At 67.9% G+C, this 12,457-nt stretch carries 8 protein-coding genes and 1 tRNA gene; 4 read left to right on the top strand and 5 right to left on the bottom strand.

What is annotated here, in order from left to right; all coding sequences use genetic code 11:
• Positions 1–43 precede the first annotated feature (43 nt).
• The 3 genes from DKM19_RS35090 to DKM19_RS35080 all read left to right on the top strand — a co-directional run bounded on the left by DKM19_RS35090 (position 44) and on the right by DKM19_RS35080 (position 3,401).
• Positions 44–1,357 carry a DUF1996 domain-containing protein gene (locus DKM19_RS35090; RefSeq protein WP_110701743.1) on the top strand — a complete coding sequence of 438 codons (1,314 nt, stop codon included), beginning with the start codon at positions 44–46 and terminating at the stop codon, positions 1,355–1,357.
• A 319-nt stretch (positions 1,358–1,676) separates the two neighbouring features.
• The gene (locus DKM19_RS35085) at positions 1,677–3,212 is read left to right on the top strand and encodes a von Willebrand factor type A domain-containing protein (RefSeq protein WP_239513746.1); all 1,536 of its coding nucleotides are present in this window, start codon (positions 1,677–1,679) and stop codon (positions 3,210–3,212) included.
• Between the two features lie 116 nt (positions 3,213–3,328).
• Positions 3,329–3,401 (top strand) — tRNA-Ala (locus tag DKM19_RS35080).
• 459 nt (positions 3,402–3,860) lie between these two features.
• Here the strand turns inward: DKM19_RS35080 and DKM19_RS35075 are convergent.
• The 5 genes from DKM19_RS35075 to DKM19_RS35055 form a co-directional block, all read right to left on the bottom strand.
• Positions 3,861–4,895 (bottom strand): ABC transporter ATP-binding protein, encoded by a 1,035-nt coding sequence (locus DKM19_RS35075; protein ID WP_110701741.1) that lies wholly within the window; start codon positions 4,893–4,895, stop codon positions 3,861–3,863.
• The gene (locus tag DKM19_RS35070) at positions 4,892–6,046 is read right to left on the bottom strand and encodes an ABC transporter ATP-binding protein (protein WP_110701739.1); all 1,155 of its coding nucleotides are present in this window, start codon (positions 6,044–6,046) and stop codon (positions 4,892–4,894) included. The genes DKM19_RS35075 and DKM19_RS35070 overlap by 4 nt, the downstream gene beginning before the upstream one ends.
• On the bottom strand, positions 6,046–7,029 hold the full coding sequence (locus tag DKM19_RS35065) for an ABC transporter permease (protein ID WP_110701737.1): 984 nt from the start codon (positions 7,027–7,029) through the stop codon (positions 6,046–6,048). Before DKM19_RS35065 ends, DKM19_RS35070 begins: the two co-directional genes overlap by 1 nt.
• A gap of 16 nt (positions 7,030–7,045) precedes the next feature.
• Entirely contained in the window at positions 7,046–8,554 is a 1,509-nt protein-coding gene (locus tag DKM19_RS35060) for an ABC transporter permease (RefSeq protein ID WP_110701735.1), read from the bottom strand.
• Between the two features lie 146 nt (positions 8,555–8,700).
• Positions 8,701–10,458, bottom strand: a complete 1,758-nt coding sequence (locus DKM19_RS35055) for an ABC transporter family substrate-binding protein (protein ID WP_110701733.1) — start codon at positions 10,456–10,458, stop codon at positions 8,701–8,703.
• A gap of 694 nt (positions 10,459–11,152) precedes the next feature.
• Between DKM19_RS35055 and DKM19_RS35050 the strand changes: the two genes are divergently transcribed.
• Positions 11,153–12,424, top strand: a complete 1,272-nt coding sequence (locus DKM19_RS35050; RefSeq protein ID WP_239513744.1) for an MFS transporter — start codon at positions 11,153–11,155, stop codon at positions 12,422–12,424.
• Positions 12,425–12,457 lie beyond the last annotated feature (33 nt).

Below are 12,457 nucleotides of genomic sequence, written 5' to 3'. Positions count from 1 at the left end.
TTTTTCAGCTGTATCACCCGCATAACCGGAGGAGAAAAAACCCATGGATCTAACCGTCCCCCCGCCCCGCACCGGGCGACGACGCCTACGGCTGGCGGTGATGATGGGAGCACTGGCGGCGCTCGTGGCCGGCTCCCTGACCGTCGTCACCGGCCAGGCCAGCGCCGCGGAGACCCCGCTGTCACAGGGGCGCCCCGTCAGCGCCTCCTCGACCGAGAACGGCGGCTCACCGGCCTCGTCCGCGGTCGACGGCAATCTCGGCACCCGCTGGGCCAGCGCCTTCAGCGACCCTCAGTGGCTCCAGGTCGACCTGGGTGCGGCCGCCACCGTCAACAGGGTGGTGCTGAACTGGGAGGCCGCGTACGCCAGCGCCTTCACGATCCAGACCTCCACCAACGGATCCACCTGGACGACCATTCACACCACGACCGCCGGCACCGGTGGCAACCAGACCCTGAACGTGTCGGGTAACGGGCGCTACGTCCGGCTCAACACCACCAAGCGTGCCACCCAGTACGGAGTCTCGCTCTGGGAGTTCCAGGTCTTCGGCAGCGGCGGCGCCACGCCGTCGTCCCCGCCGCCCCAGGGGCCGATCGTGCGTGTGGCCGAGTTCCTCGCGGAGTGCCCGTTCACCCACCGCCTGCCCGACGACCCGATCGTGTTCCCCGGGCTTCCCGGCGGATCGCACATGCACAGCTTCTTCGGCAACCCCTCCACCAACGCCAACAGCAACCTCGCGACCCTGCAGCAGGCGAACAGCAGCAGCTGCGCTCCGAGCATCGACATATCGTCGTACTGGGTGCCGACCCTGTACTCCAACAACGTCCCGGTGGAGCCCACCGGCACCACCTTCTACTACCTGGGGGAGGGCGTGAACGCCGAGACGCTCGCCCGGACCCAGCCGATCCCGCTGGGCCTGAGGATCGTGGCGGGCAACGCCAAGGCGACCACCCCCAACGACCCCACCAGCAACGCACGCTGGTCGTGCCTGCACGCCGGGCAGGTCAACCCGTCGAAGGACTTCGTCAACTGCCCGGCGGGCACGATGCTGGAGTCCTACCTGGACTTCCCGCAGTGCTGGAACGGCAGGGACCTGGACTCGGCGGACCACAAGAGTCACATGGCCTACCCGGTGAACAACACCTGCCCGTCCTCGCACCCGGTGCCGGTGCCGAAGCTGCGCCAGGTCCTGCGCTACCCGGTCAGCGGCAACCCCGCGAACTTCAGGCTGGCGTCCGGACCCGGATACACGATGCACGGCGACTTCTTCAACGCCTGGCCCGAGGCGGAGATGGAGCGACGCGTGCGCGACTGCATCCGCCCGGTCATCAAGTGTGGCTTTGACGGTCACCCCTAGAGGGTTGGGCTTCGACAGCCGTCCCTAGATATTCGACAGTCGTCCCCATGGGGATGACGGCGGGATGATCCGCACCGTTCCGGCAGGGGGCGGGATCCGGAAGGCCGGGTCCCGCCCCTTGTCTTCGGTGAGAGGGGCCGGGAAAATCCCCGGGACCTCGCGAACTCCAGGGCTCAGGGGGCCAGAGGGTGGCGGGCGGTATTCGGGCCGGAGATTCTGATCACGTGCCGAACACGGTTTGCACTCGCTTGAGTGAAGCGCCCGACTCATGGTGAAAAGGGATCGTCGTAGGGGGTGACACGCATCCTACGGAGGCGAAATGAAGCGCGACCTGAAGCTACGCCCGCTGGCCATCGCCCTTGCCATCATCGCCCTGCTGCTCGTCGCCGCCTGCAGCGGATCGGGCATGCCCGACGCCGGCCAGCCGAAGAACGACCAGGGCCGGGCCGTTCCGGCACCGGCGCAGGGCCAGTCGACCGAGCAGGGCCAGTCCACCGAGCAGGGCCGGCCCACCGACGGGGAGCAGAGCGCCGAGGCCACCCGGGAACCGGACACCACGGCCGGCCAGATCTCCACTTTCGCCCTCGACGTTGACACCGCCTCCTACGGCTACAGCAAGCGGCTCCTCCAGGAGGGCAGGCTGCCCGAACCGGGCCAGATCCGGTCCGAGGAGTTCGTCAACGCCTTCAGGCAGGACTACCCGGAGCCCGAGGACGACGGTTTCACCGTGAACATGGACGGCGCGCGCATGCCCGAGAACGGCACCGCGCTGCTCCGCGTGGGCCTGCAGACCCGCAGGGCGGACGCGGAGACCCGGCGTCCGGCGAACCTGACCTTCGTGGTGGACGTGTCCGGCTCCATGGGCGAGCCCGGCCGGCTCGACCTGGTCAGGGAGGCGCTGCACAAGCTCATCGACCAGCTCGGGCCGGGTGACCAGGTCTCCATCGTGGCCTTCAGCGGCGAGGCCGAGGTGATCCTCTCCATGACCCCGGCGACCGGAAAGGACCGGCTGCACGCGGCCGTCGAGCGCCTCGCCGTACAGAATTCGACGAATCTGGAAGTGGGGCTGACCCGCGGTTACGCCGAGGCCTCGCAGAGCTTCCGCCCGGTGGCCACCAACCGGGTCATCCTGCTCTCCGACGGCCTGGCCAACGTCGGCGACACGACCTGGCAGGGCATCCTCGGCAAGGTCAGGGAGTTCGCCGGAAAGCAGGTCACCCTCCTGTGCGTCGGCGTCGGCCGTGACTACGGCGATCAGCTGATGGAGCAGCTCGCGGACAACGGGGACGGCGCCGCGGTCTACGTCAGCTCGGTCGACGACGCGCGCAAGGTATTCGTCGAGCAACTCGCCGCGAACCTCGACCTGCGGGCCCGCGACGCCAAGGCGCAGGTCGTGTTCAACCCCTCGGTCGTGGAGTCGTACCACCTGATCGGCTACGAGAACCGGCAGATCGCGACCGAGGACTTCCGCGACGACGCCAAGGACGGCGGGGAGATCGGCCCGGGCCACTCGGTGACGGCCCTCTACGAGGTACGGCTGCGCGGCGGGGCCTCGGGCCAGCTGGCCACGGCCACCGTGCGCTGGCAGGAGCCCGACACCCGTAAACCCGCCGAGACCAGCCGCTCCCTGGAGGTGGCAGATCTGTCGGCCTCGCTGTGGCGGGAGTCGTCGGTGAGGTTCCAGGTGGACGTGGTGGCGGCGGCGTTCGCCGAGAATCTCCGCACCCGCGAGCAGTTCGCCGGGGAGGGGAACCGGGAGCTCGCCGAGCACGCCACCCGCCTGGCGGAGACCACGGAGGACGCCGCCGTGACCGAGCTCGCGCGGTTGATCAACCAGGCCTCGTCGCTCGGTTAGGCGTATCCGCCCACCTTCGCCGCCGAGAGGTTTCGGTTACAGGGTGCACCGCGATGTCCTATACACTGGCGTGGCGCCGCTGGACGAGAGTCCCGCAGCGCCACGTTTTACCGCAAGGGGCTATGGCGCAGCTGGTAGCGCGCCTCCATGGCATGGAGGAGGTCTGGGGTTCGAATCCCCATAGCTCCACTTGTGGCTGGGGTCTGCTGTTCGCAAGCGAGAGCTTGCTCGCGGCAGGCCCCTTCGTCGTTTACACGGGGGGACGACCCCCCGAGCCCCCCGGTGCGGGGGCTCTGCCCCCGCGGCCCCCGGTGTCTCGCTTCGCTCGCCGCTCGGACGGGCCTCGCTTCGCTTAGGCCGACGTGTGGCCTCGCTTCGCTCGATTCCGGGACATGGCCTCGCTTCGCTTGGGCCCGGGACGGGGTCTCGCTTCGCTCGCCGCTCGGGACGGGGCCTCGCTTCGCTTGGGCCCGACGTGTGGTCTCGCTTCGCTTGGCGTCCAGGACGGGCCTCGCTTTGCTGGGGCCTGACGGGTGGCCTCGTGTTGCTCGGGGTCCAGGATCTTGCTTGGTTCGCTCGGTCTGAGCAGGGCCCGAACGCGCTGCGAGCCGTACGGAACCGGTGTTCCGTACGGCTCGCGGGCTTACCTCAGGGTTCGGTGACCTCGGCGAAGTGGCAGGCCACGGGGTGGCCGTTGCCGCGGTCGACGAGCAGGGGCTCCTCGGCGGAGCAGATGGGCTGGGCCTTCCAGCAGCGGGTGCGGAAGCGGCAGCCGCTCGGCGGGGCCAGCGGGCTCGGCACGTCACCGGTGAGGATGACGCGTTGCCTCGCGCGCTCCTCCTTCGGGTTGGCCGTGGGAGCCGCAGACAGGAGCGCCTGGGTGTAGGGGTGGGCGGGACGGTCGTAGAGATCGTCCCTGAGCCCGGTCTCGATGACCTTGCCCAGATACATCACCGCGACCCGGTCGGAGATGTGGCGGACCACCGACAGGTCGTGCGCGATGAAGACGTAGGCCAGTCCCAGCAGGTCCTGCAGATCCTCCAGCAGGTTGACCACACCCGCCTGGACCGAGACGTCCAGCGCGGACACCGGCTCGTCGAGCACCAGCAGCTTCGGCTCCAGGGCCAGGGCCCTGGCGATGCCGACACGCTGGCGCTGGCCGCCGGAGAACTCGTGCGGGTAGCGGTTGCCGTGCTCGGGGTTCAGGCCGACCAGCCGCAGGAGCTCGGCCACCCGCTCGGGCCCGCCGTCCTTCCACCGGTCATGGACCTTCAGCGGCTCGGCGATGGTGTCGTTGACGGGCATCTTCGGGTTGAGGGACGCGTAGGGGTCCTGGAAGACGATCTGCATGTCGCGCCGTACGGGCTGGAGCTGCCTGGACGACAGCGTGGTCAGCTCCTTGCCCTGGAACCGTACCGAGCCCGCGGTGGGCTTGTGCAGCTGCAGGATCGCCCGGCCCGTCGTCGACTTGCCGCAGCCGGACTCGCCCACCACGCCGAGGGTCTCGCCCTCGTCCACGTGCAGGGACACCCCGCTGACCGCCTGGACCTGGGCCACCACCCGGCGCAGGAAACCGCCGCCCCGGACCGGGAAGTTCATCACCAGGTCCTTGACGTCGAGCAGGTGGTCGCCGCCGTCGGGCTCCCGTTGCGGAACGGGCGTCTCCTCGGTCTTCACGCTCATGCCATGGTCTCGCTCTCGGTACGGAAGAACACGGTCGGGTCCTCGACCGCGGCCAGCCGGTCCCAGTGGTGGCAGGCCGCGAAGTGCCCGCCGCTGTCGGTCTCGGTCAGCTCCGGCTCGGCCGTCCTGCACTTGTCGTCGGCCAGCGGGCAGCGCGGCGAGAAGGGACAGCCGGTCGGCAGGTTGATCAGTGACGGGGGAGTGCCCTTGATCGGACGGAGCCGGGTGCCGGAGTTCTCCAGGGACGGGATCGAACCGAGCAGGCCCGCCGTGTACGGCATGCGGGGCTCCTCGAACACCGGGTCGGTGTCACCGATCTCGACCGGACGCCCGGCGTACATCACCAGCACCCGGTGGGCCATGCCCGCGATGACGCCCAGGTCGTGCGTGATGAGCACGATCGCCGCGTTGACCGCGTCCTTGACCTCGAGGAGCTTCTCCAGGATCTGGGCCTGGACGGTCACGTCGAGGGCCGTGGTGGGCTCGTCGGCGATGATGATGTCCGGGTTGTTGATGACCGCCATGGCGATCATCGCGCGCTGGCGCATGCCGCCGGAGAACTCGTGTGGGTAGCTGCGCAGCCGAGCCTCGGCCTGCGGGATGCCGACGAGGTCGAGCATCTCCCTGGCCCGGGCCAGCGCGGTCTTGCGCGGCATCAGCTCGTGCGCGAGCACCGCCTCGGCGAGCTGGTCGCCGATCGTGTGCACCGGGTTCAGCGCGGTCATCGGGTCCTGGAAGACCATCGCGATCTTACGTCCGCGCAGGCCCCGCTGCTTGCGGGGCGACATCTTCAGCATGTCGTCGCCGCGGAAGAGGATCTGTCCCCTGACCCGGGCGTTCTTGGGCAGCAGGCCCATGACGGCGAGTGAGGAGACCGACTTGCCGGAGCCGGACTCACCGACGATGCCCAGGACCTCGCGCTCGCGCAGGCTGTAGGAGACGCCCCGGACCGCGCGCACGACGCCGTCCTCGGTCGGGAACTCCACGGTCAGGTTGTCGACCCGCAGGATCTCCTCTTCCGACGGAGGCCGTACGGCGTCCAGGGTCAGGCCGACGTGCACCTCCCCGGAGGCGTCGAGCACGGTGGGAGGAACGTCATAGGTGTGCGCGTCGCCCTTGCGGGGCTCGATCGGCACGTTGGGAGTCGTCATTAGGCACGCACCCGGGTCTGTCGGGGGTCGAAGGCGTCACGCAGGCCGTCGCCGATGAAGTTGATGGAGAGCGCGATCACGATGATGAACATGCCCGGCCACCAGAACAGCCACGGACGGACCACCATCGCGCTGCGGTATTCGCTGATGAGCTGGCCCAGCGAGGTGTCCGGCGGCTTGATGCCCAGGCCGAGGAAGGACAGCGCCGACTCCAGCAGCACCGCGCTGGCGATGCCCAGCGTGGCGCTGACGATGATCACGCCGACGGTGTTCGGCAGGATGTGCCGGAAGATGATTCGCCGGGGGGAGGTGCCGATGGCGCGGGCGGCCTCCACGAACTCCTTCTCCCGCAGCGAGAGGAACTCGCCGCGGACCAGGCGGCTCAGCGTCGGCCAGGTCACCAGGCCGAGGAAGAGGCCGAGGACGAGTGCGCCGCTGTCGCCCATCATCCGGCCGACGACGGCGGCGATGATGAGGACCGGGATGGTGATCATCACGTCGGTGAGGCGCATCAGCACGGCCTCGAGCCGGCCGCGGAAGTAACCGGCGACGGCCCCGACGACGGTGCCGATGAAGGTCGCGACGATGCCGACGACAAACGCGATGGTGATCGACTGCTGGGCGCCGCGCATGGTCAGCGCGAAGTAGTCGATGCCGATGTCGTCCTGGCCGAACGGGTGCTCGCCCAGGTGCAGACCCGTGCCGCCGAGGAACTCGGGGATCAGGCTAAGGGTCGGCCTCCCCTGGTTCGTCAGGGCGCCGGTGTCGAGGTAGTTCTTGCCCCACCAGCCGGGGATGCCGGCGAAGCCGATGGAGGTGAACGCCAGAATGATGACGAAGCCGAAGAGGATCATCCCGGCCAGCGCGGCGCGGTGCCGGAAGAATCGGCGGCGGACCATCTGGCCCTGGGTGCGGGCGACGATCGCCATGCCCTGCGAATCGGATGCGGTGTCAGGCACCGATGCCTGCGCATTGAGCGTCATGGGTGGTTCTCCGATTTCAGGACAGCCGGATGCGCGGGTCGAGGTACGCATAGAGGATGTCGGCGATCATGTTGAAGACGACGATCGCGGTCCCGGTGACGATGAAGAACGCCATGACCGGGGCGGGGTCGACCTCTCTGAGACCCTTGATGAACAGGTTTCCCATGCCCTGCCAGCCGAAGACGTTCTCGGTGACCACCGCGCCGCCGATGACGCCGGCGAAGTCGAAGGCCATCAGGGTGGTGACCGGGATGAGCCCGTTGCGGAAGGCGTGCTTGACCACGACGCTCCGCTCCGGAAGGCCCTTGGCCCGGGCCGTGCGGACGTAGTCCTGGTTCATGACCTCCAGCATGCTCGCCCGGCTGTAGCGCGTGTAGGTCGCCAGCGAGACCAGGATGAGCGCCATGCTCGGCAGCAGCAGGTGGCCCGCCGAGTCCAGGTTCATCTGCCAGAAGTCACCCACGAAGTTGGGGGTGCGGGCGCCGATCGTCGAGATCGGACGGCCGCGGACCGCCTGGCTGTAGGAGTCGAAGGCCTGGAGCAGCCGGTCCACGAAGATCAGGGCACCGGTGAACAGACCGGTCAGCACCGAGGCGGTGATCGCCTGGCGGCGCTGGATCCCGCCGAGGCCGTAGCCGAGGCCGACGCAGATCGCGACCGTCACCAGGGCGAAGCCGATGATCTCCAGCCAGGTCGGGTCGGCCAGCAGCGGGCCGAGCACCTGGGAGGCCAGCGCTCCGACCAGGGTGGCGCCGAGAGCCGCGTAGAGCGGTCCGCGCTGCCGCAACCCGGCGGACAGGACGGTGAAGCCGACCGCGGCGGCGGCCGAGATGGCCAGGATGAGGGGAAGCCCGAAACCGGGGTCGGCGAACCAGCGGGTCACCGAGAGCAGGGTGAACAGCGCGCCGGAGATCGCGACGCCGACGGCGAAGGCGAGGAGCCGCCGCCGGCGGTCGCCCGCGGTGAGCGCGCCGAAGATCAGGCCGCCGAGTAGGGCCAGGACACCGATGACGGTCGGCGGGATGCTGGGATCCTTCAGCCAGTTGTTGAACTCGATGGCCATGTACTGCTTGAGCATCACCGCGATCCAGAAGATCGGCAGGGAGAAGCAGACGAAGGCGGCGAAGGTGACCGAGTAGTCGAAGCCGCTGTACTGGCGGAGGGCGGAGACGATGCCGACCGTGATGCCGACGATGATCGCCATCACGGTTGCGACGAGCACCAGCTGGAGGGTGGCGGACAGGGCGTGGCCGAGAAGCGGGGCGACGTCCTGGCCGTCACGGTTGACGCCGAGCTCGCCCCGGACGAGGCGACCGAGCCAACCGAGGTAACGGATGGGGATCGGCACGTTGAGCTGCATCCGGTCGACACGGTCGGCGATCTTGAGGTCTTTGTTCGGGCTGTTGTCCTGGCGGAGGTCTTCCAACGGGTCGCCCGAGAGCGCCGTCAACACAAAGATGATGAAGGTGGCCGCCAGGAGGACGAAGAATGAGATGACCAGCCTTCGCGCGATGAAGACGATCATTCTGTCACCTCCTGCTTATTTGAGGGGACTATATGCGGATCAGGGCCGGGACTGAAGGACTTGTGATCCTTCAGTCCCGGCCCTGGGACGGTCGGTGTTTCGTCAGCCGCGGATGCGGATGGTGAAGGGATCGTGGAGCGACGTGATTACGTCAGGCTCCACTTGTCCATGTTCCAGGTGATGGTCGACTGCGCGGGGTTCGGGACGACGTTCTGGAGCGCCTCGTCCCACGCGTAGAGGCCCGGGTGCTGGAAGAGCGGGATGGTGGCGAGGTCATCCCAGAGGATCTTCTCGATCTGACCGATGATCGGGTCCTGGGCGGCCAGGTCCACGGTCGAGTTCAGCTTCTTGACGAGGGCGTCGACTTCCTTGTTGGCGTAGCAGCCGTTGTTGTTGCCCTTGTTCTCGCCGTCGCACTTCACCGGAGTGGTGTAGGTGGAGCCCCAGCCGCTGACCAGGGAGGAACCCGACCAGGCGAACAGCGCCACGTCATAGCCGTTGGCGGGCATCACGGTGCCGAAGAAGTCCTCGGAGCCCTTGTCGACGACCTTGAATCCGGCCTTGTTGCAGGAGTCGATGATGAGCTGGACGGCCGCGGTGCGGCGGGGGTTCGGGGTCTGGTAGCCGACCTTGATCTCGGTACCGGTCTTGCCCGCCTTCTCCACGAGCGCCTTGGCGCCCTCGATGTCCGGCTGGGCGTAGGCGGCGGCGCCGCCACCACTGGCAGCGATCACCGCGGCGTAGTTGGACTGGAACGCGGCCACGTTGCGGATCTCCAGGGGCTTGGCCTCCGGCGCGACGGGCTTGATCAGGTTGTCGACGATGAGCTGCCGGGGCACGCACTTGGCGAAGGCCTCACGCAGCGCCTTGTCCTTGAACGGGCTGGAGTCGAAGTTGAAGTCCAGGTGCTCATAGGTGTAGGCGTCGCTGATCTCGGTCTTCACGCCCTCGAGGCCCTGGAGCTGCTTGAGCACGTCGGGACCGGGCTGCGGCTGGACGATCTGAACCTCGCGGTTCTGCAGCGCCTGGGACTGCTCGTCCAGGGCGATGACGCGCTCGACGATGGTCGGGGTCGCTGCGGGGGCGCCCCACCACTTGTCGTTGGCGACGAAGGTCAGCGACTGGCCGGCGTCCATCTTGGAGAGCTTGTACGGGCCGGAGGACGGGATCAGGTCGGCCGCGGGCAGCGTGCCCTCGGAGATCCAGCCGTCGTTGTAGAACTTGATGGCCTTCTCGAGCTTCTTGGCGTCGGTGGCCTTGACCGCCGCGATGAAGTCGTCCTCGGACAGACCGGCCTGCTTCTCCACCACCTGGGCGGGCAGCATGGCGGTCGCGCCGGGGCCGTTGGCGATCCAGTCCGCGAACGGCTTGTCGTAGATGAGGGAGAACTTCTTGCCGCCCTTGTCGCACTCGGGCAGCTTGGTGTCCTCGACGCCGGTGGTGCCGGAGGAGGAGAAGCCCTTGACCTTGCCCGAGTTCGACGCCCACCACAGCAGGACGTCGTCACAGTCGATCGGGACGCCGTCCGACCAGACCGCCTTGTCGCTGATCGTGTATTCGACGGTCAGCGGGTCGTCGGAGGTCTTCTCGTAGGTGCCGAAGTCCTTGTCCGGCGTGATGGCGCCCTTGTCGCCGAAGAACCAGAAGCCCGTCAGCACCCGCTGGAGGGGGCCGGCGTTACGGGTGGCGTTCTCCGCGGCGGTGTTGTTGTTGTAGGAGTGGAACTCCTGCTCGTAGGAGTACGTGATGGTCTGAGCTGCCGGGGCCGAGGCCGGGGCCGAGGCTGAGGCCGAACCCGAAGCGGTGGGATTGCTCGCCGAGTCGTTGCCCGCGCAGGCGCTCAGCAGGAGGGCACCTCCCGCCACTATCGCTAAAAACTTGCCAGATGTCCGCGCATGGAACACGGCAGCACTCCTTCAATTGTCCGATTTGTAGTCAGCCCAGCATTGGTTGAACAAAGCTGAGCACCGTGACTCTCTCCTGGACAAGTAGGACGACATGGGTGTTGCAGACCTGAGACCGGTAACGTCCCAAGCTGTAACAAAGTCGGGCGCGAAGCGCAAAACTCCCCCATTGGTGAGAATCGGGGAGAAACGTAACGTTTGCCTGAAAAGTCCCAGTATGCGAGATGACGGAGAGTAGTCAACGGGGGTTGCCGGAGATCATCCAGCGGGTAGGGCGTACGTCGAGCCGTGTCAGAGACCGGGGCGTCACTCACTGTCCGTGATCACGGGAATAAGCCCTGCCTTTCCGATCGGTGCGCTCGGGATGGGAGGCAGACCGGATGGTAGAGCTCCCGACGTTGGCGGGATCGTACAGGAATTCCTATTTATGCGGGTTCTAGGTTGATATCGGGTTGTCGAACCATCCCATGTATGAACCTTTTGTTTCAGAAAAGTTTCGGGGGGATCTCACCATGATCTGTTCGGCCCCTCGATTTGGCGGACGATGACGGGAAACGTCCGCCGCACATAAATGGATCTTCATCGTTCACCCGGACCGGGCATTGCGGTACGGCCGCCACGATGGCCTGATCCTTGCGGATATTGGCATCCGGGCCACTCGTGAGCGCATCCGCCGAACTCCATGATTGACCCCATGACAACGACTCTTCAGACGCGCAAGCGTGTGCTTCACCGCGCCTGGATCGTGGCGGGAGTCGCGTTCGTGGCCATACTCGGCGCGGCCGGGTTCCGGGCGACGCCCGGTGTGCTGATCACCCCGCTCCAGGAGGAGTTCGGCTGGTCCCGGGGCACGATCTCGCTGGCCGTCTCGATCAACCTCATGCTCTACGGGCTGACCGCCCCCTTCGCCGCCGCTCTCATGGACCGCTTCGGCATGCGCAGGGTGGTCTCCTGCGCGCTGCTGCTGGTCGCCGCGGGCAGCGGACTGACGATCCTGATGAACGCGCCCTGGCAGCTCGTCCTCTGCTGGGGCGTCCTGGTCGGCCTCGGCACCGGGTCGATGGCCCTGGTCTTCGCCGCCACCCTCACCGAACGCTGGTTCGTCCGCCACCGCGGTCTCGTCACGGGCGTGCTCACCGCGGGCGGCGCCACCGGCCAGCTCATCTTCCTCCCCGTCCTCGCCCACCTGGCGGCCGACCAGGGCTGGCGATCGGCCGCCGTCACGGTCACCGTCGCCGCGCTGGCCGTGGTTCCCCTGGTCTGGTTCCTGCTGCGCGACCGCCCGGAAGAGGTGGGCACCACCGCCCTGGGCGCGGACCCCGACGCGCCCCCGGTCATCGCGCCGCCCCGGACCGGCAGCGCCGTACGCGCCCTCACCGTGCTGCGGAGCGCCGCGCGGACCCGGCCCTTCTGGCTGCTCGTCGCCGGATTCGCGATCTGCGGGGCGAGCACGAACGGCCTGGTCGGCACCCACTTCATCCCGGCCGCCCACGACCACGGCATGGCCGAACCGGCCGCCGCGGGACTGCTCGCGCTGGTCGGGATCTTCGACGTCGTCGGGACCATCGCGTCCGGCTGGCTGAGCGACAAGGTCGACTCGCGGATCCTGCTCGGCGTCTACTACGCGCTGCGCGGCGTGTCGCTGATGATCCTGCCCAGCCTGTTCGCCGCCTCCACCGAACCCAGCATGCTCGTCTTCATCGTCTTCTACGGTCTCGACTGGGTGGCCACGGTTCCGCCCACGGTGGCCCTGTGCCGACAGATCTACGGTCCCGACGGCGCCGTGGTGTTCGGCTGGGTCTTCGCCTCCCACCAGGTCGGCGCCGCCATCGCCGCCGTCGGCGCCGGGCTCACCCGTGACCACTTCGGCGCCTACGACCTCGCCTGGTACGTCGCCGGGGCCCTCTGCCTCCTTGCCGCCCTCATGTCGGTCGCCATCACGAAGAAGGCATCCTTGAAGGCGTGAACGAACGAAGGCGAGCGAGCCGCCGGGCACGTC

It is taken from the genome of Streptosporangium sp. 'caverna', assembly GCF_003203775.1.
Lineage (GTDB): Bacteria > Actinomycetota > Actinomycetes > Streptosporangiales > Streptosporangiaceae > Streptosporangium > Streptosporangium subroseum.
The sequence above is the reverse complement of the archived record's forward strand: the minus strand, read 5'-3'. Positions and strand labels throughout refer to the sequence as shown.